Genomic DNA, 26,205 nt, shown 5'->3' on the forward strand with positions numbered 1-26,205 from the left:
AAAGGGGCGCCGCCAACCGGCCGCGTCCATGAGGTCATGCCATGTATTTTGACACCCATGCCCACTATGACAGCTCCCATTTTGACGCCGACCGGGATGAAGTGCTTTCCGGCCTGAAGGAAAAGGGGGTGGAGCTGGTGGTGAATCCGGGCTGCGACCTGGCCAGTTCCCGCTTTGCTGTGGAGCTGGCGGAGCGCTGGCCCTTCGTGTACGCCGCGGTGGGCATCCACCCGGAGATGGTGGAGGACATAGGGCCCTCCGACCTGGACGCCATCCGGGCCCTGGCCCGGCACCCCAGGGTCAAGGCCATCGGCGAGATCGGCCTGGACTACTACTGGATCAAGGAAGCGGAGGGCCGGGAGAAGGAGAAGGCCCTCTACCATGCCCAGCTGGAGCTGGCGGAGGAGCTGGACCTGCCCGCCATCGTCCACGACCGGGACGCCCATCAGGACTGCCTGGACATCGCCCGGGCCCATCCTAACGTCCGGGGGGTGTTCCACTGCTATTCGGGCAGCGTGGAGCAGGCGAAGATCCTGGTGAACATGGGCTGGATGCTCTCCTTTACCGGGAACATCACCTTTAAAAACGCCCGGCGGGCGCTGGAGGTGCTGGAATGGCTGCCGCTGGAGCGCATCATGCTGGAGACCGACTCCCCCTATATGACGCCGGAGCCCTTCCGGGGCAAGCGGTGCGACTCGGGCTACCTCTACCGCATGGCCGAGACCGTGGCCCGGATCAAGGGCATTACCCCCGAGGAGGTGGCCCGCGCCACCACGGAGAACGGAAAGCGCTTTTTCGGCATTGTTTCCTGAGGAGGGATCTTTAAAATGATGACCATTTCCTATGAATATGAGGGCGCGCTGTACGTGAACCTGACCAACCGGTGCGACTGCGCCTGCGTGTTCTGCCTGCGGCACAACGGCCACAAGGGCAGCATCTACGCCGATGACCTGTGGCTGGACCATGAGCCCAGCCGGGAGGAGGCCCTGGCCGACCTGCTGGGCCGGGACCTGCCGTCTTACCGGGAGCTGGTGTTCTGCGGCTTCGGCGAGCCCACCTTCCGCATGGACGATATCCTCTGGCTGGTGGACCGGATGAAGGAGCATGTTCCCGGCCTGCCCCCGGTGCGCATCAACACCAACGGCCATGCCAATCTGATCCAGGGCCGGGATGTGACGCCCGAGCTGAAGGGCCGGATCGACACCCTGTCCATTTCTCTCAACGGCTCCAACGCGGAGGAGTACTGCGCCGTTACCCGGCCCCGGGACGGGGTGAAGGGATGGGAGGCCATGCTGGACTTCACCCGGAAGGCCGCCGCCTTCGTCCCCCATGTGGTGATGACGGTGGTGGACAAGGATAAGAGCCCCGCCGAGATCGAAACATGCCGCGCCCTGGCGGAGGAGCTGGGCGCCCGGCTGAGGGTCCGGGCCTACATTCCGGATTAAAGCAAATACAGGAAACCGCCCCGGCTGCCGCCGGGGCGGTTTTTCTGCTTTGCGGGGGCCGGAACGGAGAGGCAATATCCCGTCTGGGAGCCTTGGCTGAGGCGCAGGGGATATGCCTCGGGGAGTACGGTAACAAATTAAAAAAAGGCTACCAATTCAGAGAAAAATATGTTATACTTATTAAGATTTAACGGCTGGCTCCCAGCCTGCGGGAAAATGGAGGGTGACTGGAATGAAACGACCTGCCGTCATGCCGGAACAGATGACCGTGTCGGTTTCCATGCTGGGCGGTTTCAGTCTCCAGGTGGATGGGAATATCCTGACGGATGAGATCAATCGCTCCCAGAAGCTGTGGAACGTACTGTGCTATCTGATCGTGCACCGGGACCGGAATGTGTCCCAGCAGGAGCTCATTGAGCTCTTCTGGCCCGGTGAGAACAGCAACAATCCCATCAACGCCCTGAAGACCCTGCTCTACCGGGTGCGGGCCATTCTGGAGCCCATGTTCCCAAGCGCGCTGCCTCCCATCCTGTCCCAGCGGGGCTCCTATTCCTGGAACCGGGCCATCGCGTGCCGGCTGGACACCGACCGCTTTGAGGAGCTGTGTACCCGGGCCCGGGAGGAGGGGCTCAGTGACGGGGACCGGATGGCCCTCTATAAAGAGGCCGCGGATCTCTATGAGGGGGATTTCCTGCCCAGGCAGAGCAGCAACCTGTGGGTGGTCCCCCTGGCCGCCCGGTACCACTCCATCTACGTGAAGGCGGTGAAACAATATGCCGCCCTGCTGGAGCGGTACGGCTGCTTTGAGGAGATGTACGCCCTGTGCAGCCGGGCCAGTGAGCTGGATACTCTGGACGAGAGCCTGCACATCCTGGTGATACGCTCTCTGGTGAAGCAGGGCAAGGACGCCGCCGCTCTGGAGCGGTATGAGCAGGTCACCGATCTGCTCTACCAGAGCCTGGGCGTGGCCCCGTCCGACGAGCTGCGGGAGCTGTACCGCCAGATCATGGATACGGAGAAGAGCCTGGAGACCGACCTGGCTGTCATTCAGCAGAGCCTGAAGGAGACGGCGGTCCGGCCGGGAGCCTTCGTATGCGAGTACGGCTTTTTCCGGGAGGCATACCGGCTGGAGGCCCGCCGGGCGGCCCGCAGCGGGACCTGCGTCCATATCGCGCTGGTCACGGTCTCCCTGCCCAGCGGCGGCATGCCTGAACTGGGGGCCCTGAACAACACCATGGACCAGCTCCTCCAGGTGCTCATCCACGGACTGCGCCGGGGCGATGTGATCTCCCGCTACAGCGGTGCCCAGTATGTCATCATGCTGCCCTCGGCCAACTTTGAGGACGCCAACATGGTTATGGAGCGCATCATGACCGCGTTTTACCGCCAGCACCGCCGGAACTATCTCAAGCTCTCCTACCGTGTGCGGGAGCTGGAGCTTGCCTGAGAGGAGCCCGGACCATGAAGAGACGAACCGCGCTGGCCGGACTCTGCTTCGCGCTGGCGGCCGCGGCCCTGGCGGCGGCCGTCCTGCTCTCACGGCAAGGCGGACCCGCTGGGGAGCTGCCCGCCCCCCGCTATACCCCCGCTCCGTCCGCCGTGTCCCCGACTGCGGCCCCGGCGGCTGCGCCCACGGCCACACCCGAGCCTACCCCCATGCCCTGGCCCGAGGCCGATGACGGCGGGCTGCCCCAGGACCGGGTTTTTATCACCGAAGCCCGGAAGAACTATAGGAGCGGCAGCATGCGCCTCATCATCCCCAAGCTGGAGGTGGACGTGCCGGTGCTGGACGGGGTGGATGAAAAGACCCTGCTCCAGGGCGAGGGACTTTACGATTACGCCCAGCTCCCCGGTGAGACGGGAGGCAACGTCTCCATCGCGGGCCACCGCAACTGGATCCGGGGCGGAAAGATCACCGATGACGTGCCCTTTTATTACCTGCACACCATCGGTCCCGGCGACTGCCTTTACCTGACCGACGAAGAACATATCTACCAGTACGTATGGGATCAGACCCGCATTGTGGAGGCGGACGACTGGAGCGTCATCTACTGCCAGGGGTTTTCCTGCCTGACCCTGACCACCTGCACCCCCATCGGCGTGGCCGACCACCGGTACGTGGTCCGGGCCCGTCAGGTGGACATTCTGCCCTATGACGCGGATTACGACTATCCCGCCTGGCTGGACATCGGCACGGCAGACCCATCCCCCATTCCAAGTGAGGAGGTAACACCATGAGACATATCCTGAGAAGCCGTGCCGGGGCCGTGTGTTTGATCCTGGCCGTGACGGCCGGCGTGGCCGCGGCGGCCTTTCTGCCCCATGCCGGAGCCGCCGCCGTTCCCACCAGAGCCGCGGTCCAGAGCGGCGTCACCGTCAACTCAAACGGCAAGGCGGCAGTGGACATCTCCAACCTGTCCGAGGGCTTTGTGATGGTCAAGTACACCGGCGGCAGGCAGGTGCGCATCAAGGTGCAGATCGGCAAGAGCGGAGGCACCACCTACACCTATAACCTGAACAACGCCGGGAATTATGAGACCTTCCCCCTGACCGAGGGGGACGGGACCTACAATGTGCGGGTATTTGAGAACATCAGCGGCACCAGGTACGCCCAGGCCTACAGTACCTCCGTGACGCTCAAGCTGCGGGACCCCTTCCTGCCCTTCCTCTACCCCAACCAGTATGTGAACTTCAGCGAGGATTCGGCCACGGTGGCCAAAGCGGCCGAGATCGTGAAGGACGCCGCCACTGACCTGGACAAGATCCAGGCCATCTTCACCTGGGTCACCAAGAACTTTACCTACGACTATGAGCTGGCCAAGAACCCTCCGGTGGGCTATCTGCCCGACGTGGACAAGGTGCTCGCCGCCCAAAAGGGCATCTGCTTTGACTACGCCTCTGTGATGGCCTCCATGCTCCGCTCCCAGGAGATCCCGTGCAAGCTGGTGGTGGGGTATGCCGGATCGGTGTACCACGCCTGGATCAACGCCTATATCGACGGCGTGGGCTGGGTGGACAAGGTCATCTATTTTGACGGCAAGAACTGGACGCTGATGGATCCCACCTTCGTATCCACCGGCAAGGGGTGCAGCAGTATCATGAAATACGTCACCACCCCCTCCAACTATGTGCAGAAGTATGCCTACTGAGAGGCGTGAGAAGAAGCGCCCCCTGGGGGCGGAAGAGCTGTCGGTGTTCTGCCTGCAGCTCTCGCTGATGCTCCACGCGGGCATCGGCTCGGAGGAGAGCGTGGGCATCCTGGCAGGCGACGCCCGCACGCCGGAGGAGAAAAACCTGCTGACCGGAGTGCATCAGGCGCTGACGGAGGGCGAGTCCCTCTCCCGGGCGCTGGAGGGGGCGGGGGTGTTTCCCGGTTATATGCTGCGCATGGTGGAGATCGGCCAGGTATCCGGCCGGCTGGAGCAGGTGCTCTCCGCCCTGTCCGACTACTACCGGCGGGAGGCCGACACCCGACGCAGCCTGCGCCGGGCCATTACCTACCCGGCGGTGATGGCCGCCCTCATCGCGGCGGTCTTTCTCGTACTGGTATCCCGGGTATTGCCTGTGTTCCGGCAGGTGCTGGGCCAGCTGGGCATGAGCCTTTCCCCGGCTGCCCGGGGCCTGCTGGCCCTGGGCAGTGCCGGACGGTGGGCGGCGTGGGCCTTTGGGGCGGCGCTGCTGCTCTGTGCGGCCTGCGCCCTGTGGCTCTGCCGTACCGCCCGTGGGCGGGCCGCTCTGGTCCGGATCCTGGGCCGCACCGCGCCGGCCCGGGCGGTGGACCGGGGCCGGTTTGCCTCGGCCATGGCCCTGATGCTCTCCAGCGGACTGCCGCTGGACGAGGCCATGGACCGCTGCTGCGCCCTGCTGCGCTCCGGCGGTCTTTCTCCGGCGCTGGAACGGTGCCGGGAGGAGATGGAGCGGGGGACTCCCTTCCCCGCCGCGGCGGAGGCGTGCGGCATCTTTTCCGGACTGCAGGCCGGCATCCTCAGCGCCGGTTTCCGGACGGGGGTGTCCGAGCGGGCTATGGAGGAGCTGGCCGTCCGCTGCCAGGAAGAAGCGGACGAGACACTCTCTGCGCTGCTGGGCCGCTTTGAGTATGGGCTTATCGCCGTCCTGTGCGCCGCGGTGGGTCTGGTGCTCCTGTCGGTGATGCTGCCGCTGATGGGGGCGCTCTCCGCCATCGGCGGCTGACCTGTCTGGAGGTGTGGTTCCTTGTTCCAACGGGGATATCCGGCACTGCGGCGCTGGCTCCTGCCGGCACTCTGGCTGTGCCTTTTGCTGTCAGTCCTTTTGCTGGCGGCCCGGAGTCTGGAACGGCGGGCCGGGCAGGAGAGCCTGGAGCTCACCCGGCAGTCCATCCGCCGGGCCGCGGTGCAGTGCTACGCTCTGGAGGGGGCCTATCCCACCGGGCTGGGGCACCTGAAGGAGCGGTACGGCGTGACGGTGGATGAGGAGCGTTTTTTTGTGGACTACCAGTATATCGCCTCCAACCTGGCGCCCGACGTCACGGTCCTGCTCCGGGACGGGAACGGAAGATGAGAGGAGAGGGACCGGCTATGAAACGATTCGGTACGGGCCGGAGCCTGCGCTCGGCGCTGACAGCCGCCCTGTGCTCCCTTTTTTTCCTGCTGGCCATGGGAATCACCCTGATGGGCAGCGGAGTCTACCGGGGGGTGGCGGCCGCAGCCGAGGCGCATGATACCCAGCGGACCGCCCTGTCCTATGTGATCAATCAGGTCCGCCGGGCCCAGCGGGTGAAGGCCGGGACCTTCGGCGGCGTGCCCGCCCTGGACCTGGACGAGTCGGGGAGCGATTGCCATACTGTTCTCTACGTGTTCGGCGGGCAGCTCTGTGAGCTCTATGCCGAGCGCGGCACCGGTCTGGGACCGGAGGACGGTGTGCCCATTCTGCCGCTGGACGGTCTGGAGCTGACGGCGGAGGGAGAATTGCTTACCGTTACCGCGGTGTACGGCGGGGAGCGCTATTCCGTCTGCGTCGCCCCGCGGACCGGGCTGGAAAAGACCGGGGAGGTGAGGGTATGAGCCGGGGCGCCCCCAGAGCCAACCTCTTTTTGCTGGAGCTGGTACTGGATCTGTTTGTATTCGCCCTGTGCGCCGCCGTGTGCGTGGGACTTCTGGTGCGGGCCCACGACCTGAGCCGGGAGAGCGGCCGCCTGACCCAGGCGGTCTATCTGGCCCAGTCTGCCGCCGAGGCGGCCCGGACCGGCGCGGCCCTGCCGGAGCCGCCGGAGGGCTATGAGATCTGTCATGAAACGAAAGAGGCCGACGGCGTGACCTCCATGGAGATCCGGGTGCTTTGCCAGGGACGGACGGTATACACGCTGGAGACAGCGTGGCCCTGCACCCCGGCCGGGGAGGCGACAGGATGATGAAACGCAGCGAACAGGCGTCCTCCCCCCTGGGGGTGGGTGTGATCACTGTTATTACCGTGCTGCTGGCGCTCACCCTGTCCATTTTCGCGGCGCTGACGCTCTCCTCCGCCCGGGCCGATCTGGCCCTCTCCCGGATCAACGCCGAGACGGTGAAGGCCTATTACGCCGCCGACGCGGCGGCCGCCCGGCGCTATGCCGCCTTTGCTGCCGGGGATCAGGCGGAGCTGGAGGAATACTTCCCCGTGGGGGACCGCCAGGAGCTCCATCTCCGGCTGACCCGAAACAGCGGAGGCAGGCCCCAGATCCGGGCCTGGGAGACGGTCTCCCGGGCGGAGGAGAGCGAACCGGCCCAGGGCCCGGAGCTGTGGGACGGTGAACGGCCCGGATAGAGCGGCAGCATCCATAGACAAGGAAGGGAAGAACGCCATGACGATCCGGGAGATCCTGGAGGAGGCCGTCCGCCGGTCGGCCTCCGACGTCCTGATTATCGCCGGTATGCCGGCAGCCTATAAAATCAACGGGCTCATCCGCCGGGAGGGGGAGCGGCTGCTGCCGCCGGATACCCAGGCTCTGGCGGAGGAACTCTACCATATGGCGGGGGAGCGGAGCATGTCCGCCCTGCTGGAGCAGGGGGATGACGACTTCTCCTTCGCGGTGCGGGGGCTGTCCCGGTTCCGGGTCAACGCCCTGAAGCAGCGGGGCAGCCTGGGGCTGGTGATCCGGGTGGTGTCCTTTGAGCTGCCCGACCGCCGGGCGTTGGGCATCCCCGACCGGGTGATGGCCTTCGCCGGGTACAGCCGGGGCCTGGTACTCTTCACCGGCCCGGCGGGCAGCGGAAAGACCACCACCCTGGCCTGTATCGTGGACGCGGTGAATTCCAGCCGCAACCGGCACATCATCACCATCGAGGACCCCATCGAGTACCTGCACCAGCACAAGAAGAGCGTGGTGACCCAGCGGGAGCTGTTCACCGACACCTGCTCCTACGACGCCGCCCTCCGGGCCGCCCTGCGGGAGGCGCCCGACATCATTCTGGTGGGAGAGATGCGGGACGCGGACACCATCCGTGCCGCCGTCACCGCCGCCGAGACGGGCCATCTGGTGATCTCCACCCTCCACACGGTGGGCGCGTCCAATACCATCGACCGCATCGTGGACTCCTTCCCCCCGGAGCAGCAGGGGCAGATCCGGGTCCAGCTCTCCATGGTGCTGGAGGGTGTGGTGTCCCAGCAGCTGGTGACCACGGTGGAGGGAGAGCTGACCCCGGCTTTTGAAGTGATGTCGGTCAACAGCGCCGTCCGCAATATGATCCGGGAGGCCAAGACCCACCAGATCGACAATGTGATCGCCCAGTCGGCCGCCGAGGGGATGGGCACCATGGACCAGAGCCTGCTGGACCTGGTCCGGAAGGGGCGAATCTCCCGGGAGGAGGCCCTGCGGCACAGCGTGAACAGCGACTGGCTGCACAGACGGCTGAGCGCGGCCGGAGAATGAGGAGAGATAGTTATGCCAGCAAAAATGAATCACTATGACGCTGCCCTGCGGGTGTGTGTGGACAGCCTGGAGGCCGGAAGCATCCGGGGCCGGGTGGTGAGCCGCCGCCTGACGGCTCCCATCACCTTCGGCGACCTGGGGGATCTGCTGCTCCAGGTGGAGGAGGTGCTCAACCGGCAGAACTTTCCCCAGGCCTTTGAGCGGACCCGAAGCTTTGTGAAAAACCCGGATGCGCCCCTGCCTGTGGCCGCCGATCTGGACAGCGGCATGACCAAGGAGGAGGTGGAGGCCTGCCGGGGAGAGGTGGCCACCTTTTCGCTCTACGTCATTACCCGCCGCAGCACCACCTGGCAGGGCTTTGTGGAGTGGCCGGACGGCACCAGGCAGGAGTATGTCAGCGTGCTGGAGCTCATCAAGCTCCTGGATCACCGGCTCTTTTCCCACCCGGTGTAAGAGGGGATACCATAAAAGGGGGCGCGCTGTAAAAGCGGTACGCCCCCTTTTTGCGCACTAATGCAGGGGATCCCTCCTGACCGGGCGGGGCAGGGCGCCGCTCTCCGGCGGGGGATCGGTCTGGAATTCGGTCATGGTCCCCCAGTATCGCTTGGGCATATGGGTCATGCGGCATTTGGGATTATAGCGCCCCTCGATGGCGATGGTGTCATAAAAGCGGCGCCACAGGGCCCGGTAGGCACGCTCCTCCTCCCCCGGCGCCGCGGCGCGGAAGTCCTCCAGCGGGACGATGGCCCAGTCCCCCGGCCGGTGGAACAGGGCCTCCCGGTGGGTGCGGTCGTAGATGAGAAAGGCCTCCCCGGCGTAGCGGGTGCAGAAATGAGGGCGCAGCAGGGGGAGTACCCGGTTTTTGGGCTCGATCTCGCCGATGAGCACCCCCTCCTGCTCCGAGAAGCGGAGAAAGCCCTTGAGCAGATGGGCCTCCCCCTCCAGGTGCCGCACCGCCCGGTACAGCGTGAGGACCCGGCTGTCGGTCAGGTCGGCGGTGACGGCGCTCCCCCGCGCATAACCGTATTGAATGAACCGCCACAGGTGGAACTCCTGGTCGGGCAGGCAGGTGAGGAATCCCCGGACCACCAACTGCCGTGCGGCGGGGGAGATCTTGTTGGCCAGGGAGGCGTATACCCGTTTGGCGTGGGCCTCGTCGGTCTCCACGTTTCGCTCGGGCCAGAGGGAAAGGCGGGGGTCGGCGGGGGTGGAGAAGGCGGCGGGAGCCTCCCGGTGGACATAGCTCTCAAAAACGCAGGTGAGGAACCCGGCAAAGCTGCCGTCATAACAGTAGGAGACCTGGGTCCAGGGCATAAGGACTCTCCTTTCGGCGGGGGCCGGGGTATCTTCCTTTTCCGGCCCGGATATGATAAAATATAACCTTACAGCGGCGGGGAACCTCCCCGCCCGGATCGAACTTTTTCTGGTGGTGACCGATATGGAACGACCCGTCCTGACTCTGGGCGACTACTATCAGCTTCTGCTCCGCCACGGCCTGCTGGCCGAGGACAAGCCCCTGTCCGCCGACCTGACGGCGCCGGTGGCCCTGGTATCCTGCGACTCCAAGCGGGTGGTGCCCGGCACCCTCTTTCTGTGCAAGGGTGCGGCCTTCAAGGGGCAGTACCTGGCGGACGCCGTCCGCTCCGGGGCCTTCGCCTATGTGAGCGAGCGGCCCTACGCGGAGGGGGGGGCGGTCCCCTGCATCCGGGTGAGCGATATCCGCCGGGCCATGGGCCTGCTGGCCGACCTGGCCTACGGCCATCCCTCCGGGGCGCTGAAGGTCACGGGTATCACCGGCACCAAGGGCAAGACCACCGCGGCCTACTACATCAAGTCCATCCTGGACGCCTGGCGCGCGGAAGAGGGCTGGCGGGAGACTGCCATCCTCTCCACCATCATTACCGACGACGGGCTGGAGCGCCGCCCCGCCAGGCTGACCACGCCGGAGCCCCTGGACCTGCAGCGGCATCTGCTCAACGCGGTGACGGCGGGAGCCGACTATGTGACCATGGAGTTTTCCAGCCAGGCCCTGAAGTACGGCCGGGTCATCGGGGTGGACCTCTCCTGCGCCGTGTTCCTCAACATCGGCGAGGACCACATCTCCCCCATCGAGCACCCCGACTGGGCGGACTATTTTGCCTCCAAGCTGCTCATCTTCCGGCAGGCGGAGACGGCCTGCGTCAATCTGGACTGCGACCACGCGGAGGATATACGGCGCTCGGCGGAGGTCTGCCCCCGGGTGCTCACCTTCTCCCGGGCAGACCCGGCGGCCGATGTGTACGCCTCGGACATCCGCAAGGAGGGGGACGGCATCCGCTTCCGTCTGCGCACCCCCCGCTATGAGCGGGACATGGTGCTGGGCATGCCGGGGCTTTTCAACGTGGAGAACGCCCTGGCCGCCGCCGCCGTGGCCGAGGTGTACGGCGTCCCGGAGGGCGCCGTGGCGGCGGGGCTGGCCCGGGCGGCGGTGCCCGGCCGGATGGAGCACTATTCCTCTGCCGATGGGCAGCTCTCAGTCATCGTGGACTACGCCCACAACGGCATGAGCCTGGAGGCCCTGCTCCGTTCGGCCCGGGCGGAGTACCCCGGCCGGACCCTCACCGTCCTCTTCGGCTGCACCGGCGGCAAGGCCATTGACCGCCGCGCGGGCATGGGCCGGGCGGCCGGCGCCCTGGCCGACCGCATCCTCCTTACCGAGGACGACCCCGGCCCCGAGGAGGTGGCCGATATCTGTGCCGAGATCCAAAGCCATATCGCCCCCTGGGGCAAGGAGGCGGAGATCATTCCCGACCGGGAGGAGGCCGTGTTCCGGGCCATCCTGGACAGCGCCGTCCCCGGCGTGGTGGTGCTGGCGGGCAAGGGATGCGATATGACCCAGAAGCGGAAAAACGGCCCGGAGCCCTGCGTCCCTGACGGGCTGCTGGCCCGGCGGGCCCTGGAGCGCTATGACGGCCGCTGAGCTGGGCGGCCTCTTCGCCGCCGCCGGGGCGGCGGGGTGGGGCTGCGTGCCCTATGAGACCCTGGCCGCCGGCATGGACGGCAGCGCCCGGCAGCGGGCCGAGGAGCTGTGCCCCGGCGCCAGGAGCGTACTGACGGCGGCCTTCTCCTACTACGCGGGGCAGATGCCCGGCAACCTCTCCCTCTACGCCCGGGGGCGGGACTACCATCTGGTTTTGACCCGGCGGCTGAATACGGTGTGTGATACGCTGCGGGAAAAACACCCGGAGTACCGGTTCGTGCCGGGGACCGACAGCTCCCCCCTGCCCGAGCGGGAGGCCGCCCGGCTCTCCGGGCTGGGGATGATAGGCCGGAACGGGCTGGTCATCCTGCCCCCCTACGGCTCCTGGCTCTTTCTGGGCACCATCCTCACCGACCTGCCCCTGGACCTGCCCCAGTCCCGGCCCAGTCCCGGCTGTATGGACTGCGGCAGGTGCGCGGCGGCCTGTCCCGGCGGGGCGCTGAGGGGCGGGACCTTCGAAGCGGAGAAATGCCTCTCCCACCTGACCCAGAAGAAGGGGGAGCTGACGCAGGAGCAGATTGCCCTGGTGGCTTCCCACCCCTATGCGTGGGGCTGCGACCTGTGCCAGAGCGTGTGCCCCCATAACGCCGGGGCCATGGAGACCGCACTGCCCGAGTTCCGGCAGGACCTGATCCATACCCTGACGGCGGATATGGTGGAAGGCCTGACCAACCGGCAGTTCAGGGAGCGGTTCGGGGACCGGGCCTTTGCCTGGCGGGGCCCGGCGGTGCTGCGGCGGAACCTGGCCCTCCAGAGAAGAGAGGGAAAACCGGAAAAATAGAGCGCAGCGGGAGCTCTGCCCATGTGGGCGGGGCTCCCTTTTTGCCTACCCGGCGCTCTCAAAGAGGGAGAGCTGCCGGGGTTCGTCCTGGGCCGGCCGGGGCCGCTCCAGGGCGGTCAGGTGGCGGAGCACCCCCTCCGGGCTCACATGCAGGCCCTCCATGGGCTTTCCCCGGCAGGTGATAAAGTACTGGGCCCGCTTGAGGACCACCCCCAGCTTTTTCAGTCCCTCGAAGGTGAGTGCGCCGTTCCTCCGGGCCGCCAGAATGCGCCGGGCGCTGACCACTCCCACGCCGGGCACCCGGAGCAGGGCCTCGTAGTCGGCGGTGTTCACCTCCACCGGGAAGAACTCCATATGCCGCAGGGCCCAAGAGCACTTGGGGTCCACCCGCAGGTCGAAGTCGGGCTGCCCCTCGTCCAGCAGCTCCGCCGCCCGGAAGTGGTAGAACCGCAGCAGCCAGTCGGCCTGATAGAGCCGGTGCTCCCGCAGCAGCGGGGGCTGAAAGCCCTGTGGCGCGGGCAGCAGTTTGCTGTCCGACACCGGCATGTAGGCCGAGAAGAACACCCGCTTGAGCCGGTATTTGTCATAGAGGCTCTGAGTCAGGGTGAGGATGTGCCGGTCGCTCTCCGGCGTGGCGCCGATGATCATCTGGGTGGACTGCCCGGCGGGGGCAAAACGGGGGGCGTGCTTATACCGGGAGAGCTCGTGGGCAGAGGCGGCGATGCCGTCCCGGATCTGGGCCATGGGGGTGAGGATGGCCCCCTTTTTCTTGTCCGGGGCCAGCAGGGAGAGGCTGCGCTCCGACGGCAGCTCGATGTTGACGCTGAGCCGGTCGGCCAGCAGACCCAGCTGCCGGGTGAGCAGTGGATCTGCCCCCGGGATGGCCTTGGCGTGGATGTAGCCCCAGAAATTGTACTCCCGCCGCAGCAGGGAGAGGGTCTCGATCATGCGCTCTGTGGTGTAGTCCGGGTCCCGGATCACGGCGGAGGAGAGAAACAGACCCTCGATATAGTTGCGCCGGTAGAACCCGATGGTCAGCTCGCACAGCTCCCGTGGGGTGAAGGCGGCCCGGGGCGTGTCGTGGGAGCGGCGGTTGACACAGTACTGGCAGTCGTAGACGCAGTAGTTGGTCATCAGGACCTTGAGCAGCGTGACGCAGCGGCCGTCGGCCGAAAAGGTATGGCAGCAACCGGCGGCTATGGTGCTGCCCAGACCGCCGGGGCGGCTGCTCCGGCTGAGCCCGCTGGAGGTGCAGGCCGCGTCGTACTTGGCGGCGTCGGCCAGGATATTCAGCTTGTCCATCAGCTCCATGGCGGTCCCTCCCAACAGAATAGAACAAATGTACTATAATAGTACCACCCGCGGCGGGACATGTCAACCGGAATAAAAGGAGGCCGCCCGGTCAACGGGCGGCCTCCTGCCATAAGCGTATGCGCTCATTTCTCTTTTTTGAACCGTTGCCAGAGCCGGGCCCACCAGGTGTCCGGCTCGTAGCCCTTGGACCGGCGGAAGGCCCGCTCAGCCTCCTCGGCCCGTTTCAGGGCCTTGCGCTCATCCCGGCCCATAATGGTCCCGGCCTCCTTCTCTGCCAGGTCGTGGAGGGCGCCGGGGCGCGAGTATTTCATATCAAACATGGCCTTCTCCTTTCCGGCACGGCGGCGAATATCCTATTGCTGTGCGTCTGTATATTATATGATACCAATCCTCTGGGGACTTGTCTATATCATACCAATATAACTTATACTGAACTTTCTTTTTTAGATATATCATACAAGAATGCGGAAATATATATGTGCGATCTGCCGTCTGGCGTCCGCATCCGGATAGTGGGGGTATAAAAAGAGCGCCCGGCGGGCATACTCATGCCATCCAAGAAATGGGAGGAGTTTACATGCCAGTTTCCTTTGACCAGAGCGAGACCCGGCTGAACCTGCTGCGGGCCTTTGCCGGGGAGAGCCAGGCCCGCAACCGCTATACTTTTGCTGCCGGCCTGGCCCGGAGGCAGGGCCTGCAGGTCATCGAGGGGGTGTTCGCCTTTACCGCCGGGCAGGAGGAGGCCCACGCCAAGGTGTTCTATGACCAGCTGGAGGGGCTGAGCGGACAGAACCTGAAGGTGGACGGCGCCTATCCCGTGGACCTCTACCCCACGGTGCTGGAGCATCTGAAGGCCGCCCAGCACAACGAGTATCAGGAGTGGGAACACGACTACACCGGTTTTGCCAAGGTGGCCAAGGAGGAGGGCTTTCCCCAGGCGTCCCACATTTTCTCCGAGATCGCCCGCATCGAGAAGATCCACGGCGACCGCTTCGGGGAATTTGCAGGATTGCTGGAGAGCGAGCGTCTTTTTGTCTCCGACGTGGAGATCAAATGGATGTGCCTCAAATGCGGCCATATCGTGGAGAGCTCGGTGGCCCCGGCCATGTGCCCCGTGTGCAGACATCCCCAGGGCTATTTTATCCGCTTTGAGCTCTCGCCCTTTGCGCCCGGGCAGATGAAAAAATGACGAAAAGCTCCGGTGTCCGTTTTGGATGGACACCGGAGCTTTTTGTCGGAATCCGCCAAAGCGTACAGGGGCAAATCCGGGCATTTAATCCATAACGCCGGGAAATTCAAAACAAATGACAGAAAAAAGTGCCGATCAAAATGCCCAAAAGACGGAATCGAACACCGGACGCGGACAAACAGGCTTGACAGCCCTGTGTTTGCGTGTTAGAATACGCCCAAGAACCCATTGTCGCGGGGGACGGTCCCCGCTGCAATGATAGAGGCGCGGAATTGCATCAGTATCCGGCAGCTCGGGCAGCGCACCCGCCGGAGAAAGGGCCTTCCGCCGAAGGGCCGTACCCCTGCCTGGGGGGCGGTTGCCTGGGCCGTTGGGAGAAGATCTCACGGACTGCCACATGATCTGTGTGGAGCGCTATCATTGACCACAAGGGCATCCGACACCGGTTAGAAGATGCAGTTGTCGCCATGAACGCTTCCACCAGGGAGGTTCGTGGCTTTTTTGTTGCTCACAGAAAAGCTGACATCACAGAACTGAAACTGGAGGAAACAACAATGAAGAAGAACATCCTTGCCCTCGCCCTGGCCCTGACCATGGGCCTGTCCCTGACCGCCTGCGGCGGCGGTACCGCCGCCCAGCCCTCCGCCCCTGCTCAGAGCGCCGCCCCCGCCGGAGACAGCTACACCGGCGTGGAGGACGGCGTGTTCACTGTCGGTATGGAGTGCGCCTACGCCCCCTATAACTGGACCCAGATGGACGACTCCAATGGCGCCGTGCCCATCTCCAACATGCCCGGCTCCTACGCCAACGGCTACGACGTGATGATCGCCAAGAAGATCGCCGAGGCCAACAACTGGGAGCTGGAGATCGTCTCCAGCGCGTGGGACTCTCTGTGCCCCGCCGTCCAGTCCAAGACCATGGACGCCAATATCGCCGGCCAGTCCATGACCGCTGAGCGCATGAAGGAAGTGGACATGGCGGGCCCCTACTACTACGCCACCATCGTCTGCGTCACCACCAAGGACAGCCAGTATGCCTCCGCCGCCTCCATCGCCGACCTTGCCGGCGGCAAGTGCACCGCCCAGTCCGGCACCATCTGGTATGATTCCTGCCTGCCCCAGATCGAGGGCGCCGAGCTCCAGGCCCCCGCTGACAACGCCCCCGCCATGATCATGGCCCTGCAGACCGGCACCGTGGACTTCATCTGCACCGACATGCCCACCGCCATGGGCGCCGCCGCCAAGGACGACAATCTGGTCATCCTCAACTTCTCCGGTACCGACGGCGACTTCCAGTTCGCCAGCGAGGAGGAGCGGGCCGAGAACGTGAACATCGGCATTTCCGTCCTCAAGGGCAACACCGCCCTGAAGGAGGCCATTGACTCTGTTCTGTCCACCATGACCGAGGACGACTTCAACGCCCTGATGGACGAGGCCATCTCCATCCAGCCCGAGGTGTAAAAGAAGCGCACAGCCGCCGCGAACAGGCGGAGCGTGACAACATGGAACAACAAGACTTCCTCCGGCCCCGGAATGGGGCCGGAGGTCGCCGTATCTTTACTGAAAGGAGCGTGCCAGTGTGGATAAGCTGGTCAAGCTGGGTCAGGACGTGGTCCTGCTGTGGAGCAAATACTGGCCCATGTATCTCGGCGGCATTCGGAACACGCTGATCCTGGCCCTGGTGGCCACCGTCATCGGCTGTATCATCGGCCTCATCTGCGGTATCCTGAACACGATCCCCTACACCAAAAATGATCCCCTGCCCAAGCGCTTCCTGCTCAAGCTCATCCGGGTGGTGGTCCGGGTCTATGTGGAGGTGTTCCGCGGCACGCCCATGGTGCTCCAGGCGGTGTTCATCTACTACGGCCTGCCCTACTTCTCCGACAACGCCCTGAAGTTCACCGGCCTCACCGGTACCTGGGTGGCCGCCATCATCGTGGTGTCCATCAACACCGGCGCCTACATGGCCGAGTCGGTCCGGGGCGGCATCATCTCCATCGACCCCGGCCAGACCGAGGGCGCCAAGGCCATCGGCATGACCCATGTGCAGACCATGACCAGCGTCATCCTGCCCCAGGCCCTGCGCAACATCATGCCCCAGATCGGCAATAACTTCATCATCAACGTGAAGGACACCTCGGTCATGTTTATCATCATGTTCACCGAGTTCTTCGCCGCCCACCGCTACATCGTGGGTGTGAACAACATGTACTTCCCCTCCGCGGCCATCGAGATGATCGGATACCTGACCATGACCCTCACCGCCTCCTTCCTGCTGCGGTGGGTGGAGCGCCGGATGGACGGCGCGGACAGCTATGAGCTGGTGCAGACCGACGCCCTGACCATGACTGCCGGCACCTATACCCACCCCGGAAAGGCGGAGGACGTGCTGGAGCGCAATCTGGAAGAGGAGAGGGGGAAGTAAGATGAGCGAAGCCATTCTGGAGATCCGGCATCTCAGCAAGGCCTTCGGCGCCCACGTGGTGCTGCGGGACATCGACTTTACCGTCCATCCCGGCGACGTGACTTCCATCATCGGCGCCTCCGGATCGGGCAAATCCACCCTGCTGCGGTGCGTCAACCTGCTGGAGACCCCCACTTCCGGCGAGATCCTCTTCCACGGCAGGGACGTGGCCGGCCGGGGGATGAACGCCGCCTCCTACCGCTCCAAGGTGGGCATGGTGTTCCAGTCCTTCAACCTGTTCAACAACATGACTGTGCTGGAAAACTGCATGGTGGGCCAGACCAAGGTGCTGAAAAAGAGCAAGGAAGAGGCCCGCCAGAACGCCATGAAGTACCTGGAGAAGGTGGGCATGGCGCCCTACATCAACGCCAAGCCCCGGCAGATCTCCGGCGGCCAGAAGCAGCGGGTGGCCATCGCCCGGGCCCTGGCCATGGAGCCGGAGGTGCTGCTCTTCGACGAGCCTACCTCCGCCCTGGACCCGGAGATGGTGGGCGAGGTGCTCGCCGTCATGCGGGATCTGGCCAACGAGGGCATGACCATGCTGGTGGTCACCCATGAGATGGCCTTTGCCCGGGACGTGAGCAACCATGTGGTCTATATGGCCGACGGCGTCATCTGCGAGGAGGGCGAGCCCAAGGAGCTCTTCGCCCACCCCAAGCAGGCCCGCACCCGGGAGTTCCTTTCCCGCTTTACGGGACAGGTGAGCGGGGACTGATACTGATTTCAAATAAAATGCTTTATTTGAAATCCCGCGTGCTGCGCACGCTGGTGCCGCACATGCGTGCGTCACGGCGTCTTATAAAAACCTGACGCGCTTCGCGCTATAAAAAGCTTTTCAAGCTTTTTAACAAGTTTTAGTATGAGCACGACAAACGTACAAAAAAGCGAGCGCACCGCCGGGTGCGCTCGCTTTTGCCGTTTCGTGGGGGAATTACGGATCGTCCCGTTCCTCTTTGCCGGAGGGAGACTCCTCCCGGGACGGGGCGGACCGCTCCCCGGTGATCTCGGGCAGCAGCTCGGGGCCCAGGTCCACGGGCTCCTCTGCCTTTGCAGGGCCCTCGCCCGGAGGGGGGAGGGTTTCGGCGCCGGTAAAGACCAGCTCGAAGGTGGCGGCGTCCATGTTCTCATACTCCAGCAGGTATTCCGCCGTGCGCTCCAGCTCGGCGCGTTTCGTCTCCAGAATGCTCCGGCACCGGGCATAGGCCTCGTCGATCAGGGTTTTGACCTCCTCGTCGATGAGGGCGGCAACCTCTTCCGAATAGTTCTTGGTCTGGGCCATGGAACGGCCAATAAAGACCTCGTCATGGCCCGAGTCAAAGACCACGTTGCCCAGCTTATCGCTCATACCGTACCGGGTGACCATGTTCCGGGCAATGGAGGTGGCCTTCTGCAGGTCGTTGCCCGCGCCGGTGGAGATGTCGCCCAGACAGAGCTCCTCGGCCGCCCGGCCGCCCAGACAGACGGCGATGCGTTCGGCCAGGGCCTGGCGGGACATGAAGGACACGTCCTCCTGAGGCAGGGAGATGGTCATGCCCCCCGCCATGCCCCGGGGGATGATGGTGATCTGATGGACCGGGTCCTGGGTCTCCAGTTCGTGGATAACCACGGCATGGCCCGCCTCGTGGAAGGCGGTGAGCTTCCGCTCCCGCTCGATGACCACGCGGCTCTTCTTTTCGGGGCCGGCCACCACCTTGATGACGGCCTCCTGCAGGTCCCGCATGGCGATGAAGCGCTCATGCCGCCGGGCAGCCAGCAGGGCCGCTTCGTTCATCAGGTTCTCCAGATCGGCGCCGGTAAAGCCGCCGGTGCCCTTGGCCAGCTCGGAGAGATCCACATCCTCGGCCAGGGGTTTGTTGCGGGCGTGTACCTTCAGGATCTCCTCCCGCCCCTTGATGTCGGGGGGACCCACATAGACCTGCCGGTCGAACCGGCCGGGCCGCAGCAGGGCGGGATCCAGAATATCCTGCCGGTTGGTGGCAGCCAGCACCACCACGCCCTCGTTGGAGCCGAAGCCGTCCATCTCCACCAGCAGCTGGTTGAGGGTCTGCTCCCGCTCATCATGGCCGCCGCCCAGGCCGGCGCCGCGCTGGCGGCCCACCGCGTCGATCTCGTCGATAAAGACGATGGCGGGGGCGTTTTTCTTGGCCTGGTCAAAGAGGTCCCGGACACGGGAGGCGCCCACGCCCACGTAGAGCTCCACAAAGTCGGAGCCCGAGATGGACAGGAAGTTGACCCCCGCCTCCCCGGCCACGGCCTTGGCCAGCAGGGTCTTGCCGGTGCCCGGAGGGCCCACCAGCAGAACGCCCTTGGGGATGCGGGCCCCCAGAGCCAGGAACCGCTTGGGATCCCGCAGGAACTCCACGATCTCCTGCAGCTCGGTCTTCTCCTCCCGGGCGCCCGCCACGTCGGCAAAGGTGACCTTTTTGGCCTGATCCTCCCCGGTGCGGGTGCGGGCCCGGCCGAAGCGGGCGGTGCGGTCGCCGCCGCCCCCTCCCCCGCCGTTCTGGCGCAGGAACATGACGTACCACAGCCCGCCGAAGACCGCGAACACGGCCACCCAGGCCAGGACATCGAACCACCACGGCTTCTGGAAGGCGGCAGGATAGTCGTAATCCAGGATACCGGCGGCCTTCTGGCTGGCCAGCATGTCGTTGAACTCCTCATAAAAAGCCTCAAAGCTGGGCAGGTCATAGACCAAAGTTTTGGTGCCGTATCCCATGTCCTCCCGCAGGGTCAGGGTAAGGCGGTTCCCTTTGACCACTACCTCGGAGACTTTTTGCTGGACCAGCAGCTGGCGGATGTCGCCATAGGTCAGCTGAGGCTGGTCATTGATGCCGCGCAGCGTAAAAATGGTCATCAGCAGGATGAGGACCACCAGCATGGAAAAGCTGATGTCGCGCAGGCTTCCTTTCCGATTCAAAATGCGGACACTCCCCCCGGCGCACCCCTAGGGGGGAACGCCTGCTTCGTTAAAATAACAAGTTATTTTTCAGCTTCTGTAATTATATCCGGGGCGGAAGGGGGTTCTTTTCCCCCTGGCTCCGGGTCTGCGGATCATTCGCCCCCGTAGACGCTGGGCTTCAGGATGCCGATGTAGGGCAGGTTGCGGTACTTCTCGTCATAGTCCAGGCCGTAGCCCACCACGAACTCGTCGGGGATGGTGAAGCCGGAGTACTGCACCGCCACCGGCTTGGTGCGCCGCTCGGGCTTATCCAGCAGGGTGCACAGCCGGATGGAGGCGGGATGCCGGGCCTCCAGCAGCTTGAGCAGGTAGCTCAGGGTGTTGCCGCTGTCCAGGATGTCCTCCACCACGATGACGTCCTTGCCCTCGATCTGCTCGGACAGGTCCTTGATGATCTTCACCTGGCCGGAGCTGGTGGTGCCGCTGCCGTAGGAGGACACGGCCATGAAATCCACGGTGCAGGGCAGGGTGATGTGCCGCACCAGGTCGGCCATAAACACGAAGGAACCACGGAGCACGCTGACCAGCAGAGGCTCCTTGCCGGCATAGTCCCGGTCGATCTGGGCAGCCAGCTCACAGACCCGCTGCTCCAGCTGCTCTTCGGAAAAAAGGACGCACTTGATGTCTTGTTCCAGCATAATTATGTTTCCTTTCTCTCTGATATGTGAATGAATTGGATCTCATAGGCTTCCTCACCCGGCCGGGCGGTCCGGGAGGAGTCCGGCCCGAAACCGGCCAGGGCCAGGAGGCCGCCGCCGTCGCAGAGCACCGGCAGCCGCTCCCGGTCCAGCCGGGGGATGCGGCGGTCGATGAGCAGCTTTTTCAGGGTGCGGCTTCCCCGTCCGGGCAGGCGGATGGCGTCCCCCGTCCGGCGGGGACGGAGGAGCGGAAGGCCCTGAAAGGCGGGAAAATAGCAGACGCCCGGCGGCGGATCGGTGGGGCACACCGTCCGGCGGCAGCGGCAGCCGTACAGGGCGCCCTCGGGCCAGGTCTCCCCCTCCATATTCAGGGGCGTGGGGGCAAAGGAACCGCCGGAGGGCCCCGGACAGAACCAAAGCTCCCCATAGACCCGCCGGACCACCCGCCTGCCAGGCAGGGAGACCTGGGCGGAGGGATCGCTCCCCCGGGCCAGACCGGTCACGGCCCTGAGATGGGCGGCGGTACAGCCGTCGGAGCCGCCCTCCATCCGCTCCAGCAGCAGGCGGACCACTCTGGGGGCGACGGCGGCGGGGGCGGAGGCGATAAGCCCGGCGTCCAGCACCAGTGCCCCCGACTCCTGCCGGGCCTGACCGGCCCGCTGGGCGGCCAAATCGTTAAGGCAGCGCTGGTCGCACGCCAGGGCACGGGTGGTCCCGGCCAGGCGGTGGGTGAACTGGGGATTGATCTGCTCCAGCAGGGGCATGACCTGATGGCGCAGCAGGTTGCGGGTATAGGTATCGTCGGCGTTGGAGCTGTCCTCCACATGGGGCAGGCCGTGACCGGCCAGATATCCCTCGATCTCCCGGCGGGAGACGGTCAAAAGGGGCCGGATCAGCGGGCCCCGCCGGGGTGCTATGCCGGTGAGGCCCTGGAGTGCGGCGCCCCGGACCAGGTGGAGCAATACAGTCTCAGCGTTGTCGTCGGCGTTGTGGGCGGTGGCGACGCGGTCACAGTCCAGCGCCCGGGCGGTCTCCTCCAGAAAGGCGTAGCGCATGGACCGGGCAGTCTCCTCAATGCCCTTCCTCCGCCGGCGTGCCTCGTCGGCTACGTTGCCGGAGCCCAGGGTGAAGGGAATGCCCCAATCCCGGCACAGGTTTTCCACAAAAGCGGCGTCCCGTGTGGATTCCTCTCCCCGGAGCCGGTGGTCGAAATGGGCGGCAAAGAGAGAGAATCCCGCCTGCTCCGCCATGGTGTGGAGCAGGTGCAGGAGACAGACGGAGTCGGCCCCGCCGGACACGGCGCACAGTACCCGGCAGCCCGGAGGGAGCATGCCGTATTCCTCTGTCAGGTCCCGTACTCTTTGCAGCATGGCGATCTCCTGCGGGTCCACGCCTAATACTCCTCATGCCGCCGGTCGATGGAGGAGAAGGTGGTGTACTCGGGCAGCCACTGCAGCTCCACCGTCTTGGTCTCGCCGTGGCGGTTCTTGGCGATGATGCACTCGGCCAGGTTGTGGTTCTCACTGTCCTCGTTGTAATAGTCGTCCCGGTAGAGGAACATGACGATGTCGGCGTCCTGCTCGATGGCGCCCGACTCACGCAGGTCGGAGAGCATGGGCCGCTTGTCGGAGCGGCTCTCCGGTCCGCGGGAGAGCTGGGACAGGCAGACCACCGGCACATTGAGCTCCTTGGCCATGATCTTCAGGGCCCGGGAGATGTCGGAGACGATCTGCTGCCGGTTGTCCCCGGAGCGGACCTTGCCTCCGGCGGAGGTCATCAGCTGGAGGTAGTCTATGACGACCAGTCCCAGATTATCCACCCGGCGGCACTTGGCGTTCATGTCGGCCACGCTGAGGGAGGGATTGTCGTCGATGAGGATCTGGGTCTTGTTCAGGGCGGCCGAGGCGGCGGCGATGCGGTTCCAGTCCTCCTCGGAGAGCTTGCCGGTGACCAGCTTCTTGTTGTCCACAAAGGACTCGCCGGAGATCAGGCGCATGGCCAGCTGCTCCCGGCTCATCTCCAGGGAGAAAAAGACCACCGTTTTGCCCGAAAACTTGCCCGCGTGAAGGAGCATGTTCAGGGCAAAGGAAGTCTTGCCCATGCCGGGGCGGGCGGCCAGCAAAATCAGGTCGGACTTGTTCAGGCCCGAGATGGCCATATCCACATCGGGCAGGCCGGTGGACAGGCCGGGAACGGCGGAGTCGCTGGCGGCAAGCTCGCTGAGCCGCTCGTACACGTTGAGGATGACGCTGGAGATGTGCTCCAGCCCCTGGGCGCCCCGGCCCTGGCGGATGGCGTAGATCCGCTGCTCGGCGGCCTCCAGCACATCCTGGGCGGTGCCCGTCCCCTCCTGGATCATGGCGGTCAGGTCCCCGGCAGTCTCGGCGATGCGGCGGAGCAGGGCCTTGTCCTTGACGATGGCCACATACTCCTTCACGTTGGCGGCGGTGGGGGTGATCTCCATGAGCTGGAGGACATAGTTGCGGGAGGTGTTCTCATCGTAGACGCCGTTCTGCCGCATGTGGTCCAGCACGGTCACCGGGTCGATGGTCAGGGAGAAGTTGAACATGGAGTAGATGGTCTCATAGATCTCCCGGTTCTGGCGGAGATAGAAGTCCTCCGGCTTGAGGGCCTCGATGACCTCGGGCACGCACCGGGCGTCGATGAGCATGGAGCCCAGCACGCTCTGCTCGGCCTCCACCGAGTGGGGCATCTGCCGGACAAGCAGTTCCTCGTCCACGGAAACACCTCCATTTCATTCAGACATTAAAAAGTTAAAAGAGCGCGGGTCCGGCCTCAGGCCTCGGTGACCATGACCTTCAGGGTGCCCACCACTTCGTAGCCCAGCTTGCACTTGAGATTGTAGGTGCCGAAGGCCTTGATGGGCTCGTCCTGGACGATCTTGGCCTTGGGGATGGTAATGCCGTACTGGGCGCTGAGGGCGTCGGCGATCTCCTTGGAGGTGACGGCGCCGAAGAGGCGGCCGCCGTTGCCGGCCTTGGCCTGGATCTTGACGGTGACCTCCTTGAGCTTGGCGGCAGCAGCCTCGGCCTCGGCCTTCTCGGCGGCCTCCTGGGCACGCTTGGCTTTCTCCTGCTGCTTCATGGTGTTCACATTCTCGGGCGTGGCCAGAACGGCCAGCTTCCGGGGAAGGAGGAAGTTGCGGGCGTAGCCGTCGCTGGCCTCGATGAGCTGGCCCTTCTTGCCCTGGCCCTTCACGTCCTGCTGCAGAATTACTTTCATGGTAAACATCCTTTCTTGGTCAGGGGCCGGTCAAAGGCCGGCCCCGTTCAGTTGCTTTCAAAATACTGGTCGATGGCGGAGAGAAGGCTGCGGGCCACGTCACCCAGCTCGCCGGGGATCTGTCCGCCGGCGGCGGTGGCGTTTCCGCCGCCGCCCAGCTTCTCCAGGATCAGCTGTACATTGGTATCTCCCATGGAGCGGGCCGAGATAATGACCCGTTCCCCGTCGGGGAAGAGGACAAAGGAGCTGTCGACCCCCGAGATGTTGAGCAGCTCGTCGGCGGCCTGGGCAGCGGTGACCCGGCCCACGGTGTGATCCACCACCGCCACCGCCACGCCGCTGCGGTACATGCGTGCGTTGCGGATGATGTCGTAGCGGGCGATGGTGCCGTCCAGATCGTTCTGGAAGAGGCGGCGCACGTCGCCGGTGTCAGCTCCCGCCCGGCGGAGGAAGGAAGCCGCGTCAAAGGTGCGGCTGCCGGTGCGCATGGTGAACTGTTTGGTGTCCAGCACGATGCCGGCCAGCAGGGCCTCGGCCTCGGTCCGCAGCAGGTCGGCGGGCTCCAGCAGGTACTGGAGCAGCTCGGTGACCAGCTCGCTGGCGGAGGAGGCATAGGGCTCGTGGAAGTTGAGGGCCGCGTCGGCAATATAGGTGGCCGCGCGGCGGTGGTGGTCGATGACGGCCACTTTGTTGCAGGAGAGGAGCAGGTCCTCCGATATGGTCTGCTCAGGGCGGTTGGTGTCCACCACCACCAGAAGAGAGCGGGAATCGGCCTTGATCATGGCGTCCTGAGGGGAGAGGAACACGTCCCGGTACTCAGGCAGGGCGGCCAGGCGGGAAGCCATGTCGGCGGCCGGGTTGGGGTTGGGATCTTTGATGATATAGACCGGGCTCCCCTTCTTCCGGGCGGCGGCGCATACGCCGGCGGCCGCGCCGATGCAGTCCAGATCGGGGAACTTGTGGCCCATGACAAAGACGTTGGACGCGTCGGCAATGAGCTCGCCCAGGGCACTGGACATGACCCGGCTCTTCACCTTGGTCCGCTTCTCCAGCTCTTTGGCGTGGCCGCCGAAGAACTCAAAGTTGAACTTGTTCTTGATGACCACCTGATCGCCGCCCCGGGACAGGGCCATCTCCACCGACAGCGCGGCGTACTGGAACAGCTCCTGGAAGGTGTCGGCGTCCCGGCCCATGCCGATGGACAGGGTGGCGGGCATGCCCTTTGGGTTGAGGACCGAGCGCACCGCGTCCAGCACGGCGAATTTCCCCTCCTGAAGCTGAGGCAGACAGCGCTCCTCAAAGAGGAAAAGATACCGGTCCCGGTCATACTTGCAGAACAGGCCGCCGGAAGGGGCGGTCCACTCCTCCAGCTTTTCGTCGATGCCGCTGAGAATGGCGGATTTGGCGGTGTCGCTGACGCCCTTGAGCAGCTCCTCGTAGTTGTCCAGCGTCAGGATGGCGCACACCGGCCGGGAGCCGTAGTACTGCTCCCGGACCATGGAGTAGTCGGTGACGTCCACCCAGTAGGTGGTGGCCAGAAAGCTGTGGGCCCCCTTCTCATCGGTGCGCACCAGGTGGCCGAAGACCAGATACTTCCGGCCGGACAGCTCCACCTCGGCGGGACACTCGGTCTTGCCCTCCATGAGCCAGCGGGAGGAGAAGCCGGGCACCACGCTGGAGAGCTTGGTGTCGAACAGGTGCTCCCGCTCCCCGGTGAGCTGGAGAAAGCGGTCGTTGGACCAGATGACCTCGTCGCTCTCTGGCCGGAAGATGACCATGGGCAGGGGGGCGTTGATCATGGTGTCCTTGGTGGCCACGTCCACATTGCAGGTGACGTTGTCGATATACTTCAGGATCTCTTTCTGGCGCTGCCCGCTGCTGTGGCGAAAATAGAGATAGAGCAGAAGCACGATCACCAGCTCTGTCCCACCCAGAAGGGGATTGAGGGTAAAGGAGACCAGCGCGAAGACCAGCAGACACACAAAGTAGAGCTGCAGGCCGGGTTCCAGCAGACGGGACAGCTTCTTTTTCCGCATGAGGATCAGCTCCCTTCTGCCGCGGAAGCGGCAAGCGATTGGATAATAGCTAATTATAACATAGAAAAAAGGAATTGTGGAGGGATAGATTTCAAAAGCCCCCTCGGGGGCAAAAAATATGGGCACATGACGCCGGAAACGTGTTCAGACAGGATACGCCTGCTGCGGTAATCGTACTATGGAGCGGAGTGGTGTCAAGAGGCCGACTTTTTCGGTTGTCCCCGGACGG

The 26,205-nt window shown here is 64.6% G+C and carries 27 protein-coding genes and 1 riboswitch; of the genes, 18 read left to right on the forward strand and 9 right to left on the reverse strand.

Going from position 1 to position 26,205, the window contains the following annotated elements; genetic code table 11:
- Positions 1–41 precede the first annotated feature (41 nt).
- The 12 genes from ACTNBZ_RS03435 to ACTNBZ_RS03490 all read left to right on the forward strand — a co-directional run bounded on the left by ACTNBZ_RS03435 (position 42) and on the right by ACTNBZ_RS03490 (position 8,784).
- On the forward strand, positions 42–812 hold the full coding sequence (locus ACTNBZ_RS03435; RefSeq protein WP_441208284.1) for a TatD family hydrolase: 771 nt from the start codon (positions 42–44) through the stop codon (positions 810–812).
- Positions 813–827: 15 nt separating this feature from the next.
- Positions 828–1,445 carry a TatD family nuclease-associated radical SAM protein gene (locus ACTNBZ_RS03440; protein ID WP_441208286.1) on the forward strand — a complete coding sequence of 206 codons (618 nt, stop codon included), beginning with the start codon at positions 828–830 and terminating at the stop codon, positions 1,443–1,445.
- A gap of 232 nt (positions 1,446–1,677) precedes the next feature.
- The gene (locus ACTNBZ_RS03445) at positions 1,678–2,892 is read left to right on the forward strand and encodes a BTAD domain-containing putative transcriptional regulator (RefSeq protein WP_441208288.1); all 1,215 of its coding nucleotides are present in this window, start codon (positions 1,678–1,680) and stop codon (positions 2,890–2,892) included.
- Positions 2,893–2,906: 14 nt separating this feature from the next.
- Positions 2,907–3,683, forward strand: a complete 777-nt coding sequence (locus tag ACTNBZ_RS03450; RefSeq protein WP_441208290.1) for a sortase — start codon at positions 2,907–2,909, stop codon at positions 3,681–3,683.
- Positions 3,680–4,594 carry a transglutaminase-like domain-containing protein gene (locus tag ACTNBZ_RS03455; protein WP_441208292.1) on the forward strand — a complete coding sequence of 305 codons (915 nt, stop codon included), beginning with the start codon at positions 3,680–3,682 and terminating at the stop codon, positions 4,592–4,594. The genes ACTNBZ_RS03450 and ACTNBZ_RS03455 overlap by 4 nt, the downstream gene beginning before the upstream one ends.
- Positions 4,584–5,636 carry a type II secretion system F family protein gene (locus ACTNBZ_RS03460; protein WP_441208294.1) on the forward strand — a complete coding sequence of 351 codons (1,053 nt, stop codon included), beginning with the start codon at positions 4,584–4,586 and terminating at the stop codon, positions 5,634–5,636. Before ACTNBZ_RS03455 ends, ACTNBZ_RS03460 begins: the two co-directional genes overlap by 11 nt.
- A 21-nt stretch (positions 5,637–5,657) precedes the next feature.
- The gene (locus ACTNBZ_RS03465; RefSeq protein WP_441208296.1) at positions 5,658–5,984 is read left to right on the forward strand and encodes a hypothetical protein; all 327 of its coding nucleotides are present in this window, start codon (positions 5,658–5,660) and stop codon (positions 5,982–5,984) included.
- A gap of 17 nt (positions 5,985–6,001) precedes the next feature.
- On the forward strand, positions 6,002–6,487 hold the full coding sequence (locus ACTNBZ_RS03470; RefSeq protein WP_441208297.1) for a DUF4860 domain-containing protein: 486 nt from the start codon (positions 6,002–6,004) through the stop codon (positions 6,485–6,487).
- Entirely contained in the window at positions 6,484–6,834 is a 351-nt protein-coding gene (locus ACTNBZ_RS03475; RefSeq protein ID WP_441208298.1) for a hypothetical protein, read from the forward strand. The genes ACTNBZ_RS03470 and ACTNBZ_RS03475 overlap by 4 nt, the downstream gene beginning before the upstream one ends.
- Positions 6,831–7,226, forward strand: coding sequence for a hypothetical protein (locus ACTNBZ_RS03480; RefSeq protein WP_441208300.1), 396 nt, complete (start codon positions 6,831–6,833; stop codon positions 7,224–7,226). Before ACTNBZ_RS03475 ends, ACTNBZ_RS03480 begins: the two co-directional genes overlap by 4 nt.
- A 37-nt stretch (positions 7,227–7,263) precedes the next feature.
- Entirely contained in the window at positions 7,264–8,331 is a 1,068-nt protein-coding gene (locus ACTNBZ_RS03485; RefSeq protein WP_441208302.1) for a type IV pilus twitching motility protein PilT, read from the forward strand.
- Positions 8,332–8,343: 12 nt separating this feature from the next.
- Entirely contained in the window at positions 8,344–8,784 is a 441-nt protein-coding gene (locus ACTNBZ_RS03490; protein ID WP_441208304.1) for a hypothetical protein, read from the forward strand.
- Between the two features lie 57 nt (positions 8,785–8,841).
- Here the strand turns inward: ACTNBZ_RS03490 and ACTNBZ_RS03495 are convergent, their stop codons facing one another.
- Positions 8,842–9,645: a TIGR03915 family putative DNA repair protein gene (locus ACTNBZ_RS03495; protein WP_441208306.1), complete on the reverse strand. Its 804-nt coding sequence runs from the start codon at positions 9,643–9,645 to the stop codon at positions 8,842–8,844.
- Positions 9,646–9,769: 124 nt separating this feature from the next.
- Between ACTNBZ_RS03495 and ACTNBZ_RS03500 the strand changes: the two genes are divergently transcribed.
- Together ACTNBZ_RS03500 and ACTNBZ_RS03505 are read left to right on the forward strand one after the other, a co-directional pair.
- Complete coding sequence (locus ACTNBZ_RS03500) at positions 9,770–11,290, forward strand: Mur ligase family protein (protein ID WP_441208308.1); 1,521 nt, start codon at positions 9,770–9,772, stop codon at positions 11,288–11,290.
- Positions 11,277–12,131, forward strand: a complete 855-nt coding sequence (locus ACTNBZ_RS03505) for an epoxyqueuosine reductase (RefSeq protein ID WP_441208311.1) — start codon at positions 11,277–11,279, stop codon at positions 12,129–12,131. The genes ACTNBZ_RS03500 and ACTNBZ_RS03505 overlap by 14 nt, the downstream gene beginning before the upstream one ends.
- Positions 12,132–12,176: 45 nt before the next feature.
- Here the strand turns inward: ACTNBZ_RS03505 and ACTNBZ_RS03510 are convergent, their stop codons facing one another.
- Both ACTNBZ_RS03510 and ACTNBZ_RS03515 read right to left on the reverse strand, forming a co-directional pair.
- Complete coding sequence (locus ACTNBZ_RS03510) at positions 12,177–13,442, reverse strand: putative DNA modification/repair radical SAM protein (RefSeq protein WP_441208312.1); 1,266 nt, start codon at positions 13,440–13,442, stop codon at positions 12,177–12,179.
- Between the two features lie 125 nt (positions 13,443–13,567).
- A complete protein-coding gene (locus tag ACTNBZ_RS03515) occupies positions 13,568–13,765 on the reverse strand; it encodes a hypothetical protein (RefSeq protein ID WP_441208314.1) in 198 nt (65 codons plus the stop codon).
- Positions 13,766–14,022: 257 nt separating this feature from the next.
- Here ACTNBZ_RS03515 and rbr point away from each other — a divergent pair, with 257 nt between their 5' ends.
- The 4 genes from rbr (at position 14,023) to ACTNBZ_RS03535 (ending at position 17,812) form a co-directional block, all read left to right on the forward strand.
- The gene (rbr, locus tag ACTNBZ_RS03520; protein WP_441208316.1) at positions 14,023–14,634 is read left to right on the forward strand and encodes a rubrerythrin; all 612 of its coding nucleotides are present in this window, start codon (positions 14,023–14,025) and stop codon (positions 14,632–14,634) included.
- 251 nt (positions 14,635–14,885) lie between these two features.
- Positions 14,886–15,059, forward strand: a riboswitch (Lysine riboswitch).
- Between the two features lie 129 nt (positions 15,060–15,188).
- On the forward strand, positions 15,189–16,094 hold the full coding sequence (locus tag ACTNBZ_RS03525) for a transporter substrate-binding domain-containing protein (RefSeq protein ID WP_441208318.1): 906 nt from the start codon (positions 15,189–15,191) through the stop codon (positions 16,092–16,094).
- Between the two features lie 118 nt (positions 16,095–16,212).
- Complete coding sequence (locus ACTNBZ_RS03530; protein ID WP_441208320.1) at positions 16,213–17,058, forward strand: amino acid ABC transporter permease; 846 nt, start codon at positions 16,213–16,215, stop codon at positions 17,056–17,058.
- Between the two features lies 1 nt (position 17,059).
- Positions 17,060–17,812: an amino acid ABC transporter ATP-binding protein gene (locus ACTNBZ_RS03535; protein ID WP_441208322.1), complete on the forward strand. Its 753-nt coding sequence runs from the start codon at positions 17,060–17,062 to the stop codon at positions 17,810–17,812.
- Positions 17,813–18,028: 216 nt separating this feature from the next.
- Here the strand turns inward: ACTNBZ_RS03535 and ftsH are convergent, their stop codons facing one another.
- From ftsH to ACTNBZ_RS03565, 6 genes are all read right to left on the reverse strand, one after another.
- Positions 18,029–19,978 carry an ATP-dependent zinc metalloprotease FtsH gene (gene ftsH, locus ACTNBZ_RS03540; protein ID WP_441208336.1) on the reverse strand — a complete coding sequence of 650 codons (1,950 nt, stop codon included), beginning with the start codon at positions 19,976–19,978 and terminating at the stop codon, positions 18,029–18,031.
- 173 nt (positions 19,979–20,151) lie between these two features.
- Positions 20,152–20,697, reverse strand: coding sequence for a hypoxanthine phosphoribosyltransferase (hpt, locus tag ACTNBZ_RS03545; protein WP_441208323.1), 546 nt, complete (start codon positions 20,695–20,697; stop codon positions 20,152–20,154).
- Positions 20,698–20,699: 2 nt separating this feature from the next.
- Positions 20,700–22,088, reverse strand: coding sequence for a tRNA lysidine(34) synthetase TilS (tilS, locus tag ACTNBZ_RS03550; protein WP_441208325.1), 1,389 nt, complete (start codon positions 22,086–22,088; stop codon positions 20,700–20,702).
- A 2-nt stretch (positions 22,089–22,090) separates the two neighbouring features.
- The gene (dnaB, locus tag ACTNBZ_RS03555; protein ID WP_441208326.1) at positions 22,091–23,437 is read right to left on the reverse strand and encodes a replicative DNA helicase; all 1,347 of its coding nucleotides are present in this window, start codon (positions 23,435–23,437) and stop codon (positions 22,091–22,093) included.
- Between the two features lie 56 nt (positions 23,438–23,493).
- Entirely contained in the window at positions 23,494–23,940 is a 447-nt protein-coding gene (gene rplI / locus ACTNBZ_RS03560) for a 50S ribosomal protein L9 (RefSeq protein WP_441208327.1), read from the reverse strand.
- Between the two features lie 47 nt (positions 23,941–23,987).
- Positions 23,988–25,976: a DHH family phosphoesterase gene (locus ACTNBZ_RS03565; protein ID WP_441208328.1), complete on the reverse strand. Its 1,989-nt coding sequence runs from the start codon at positions 25,974–25,976 to the stop codon at positions 23,988–23,990.
- Positions 25,977–26,205: the final 229 nt, after the last annotated feature.

Source organism: Pseudoflavonifractor sp. HCP28S3_F10, assembly GCF_052065415.1.
GTDB lineage: Bacteria > Bacillota > Clostridia > Oscillospirales > Oscillospiraceae > Pseudoflavonifractor_A.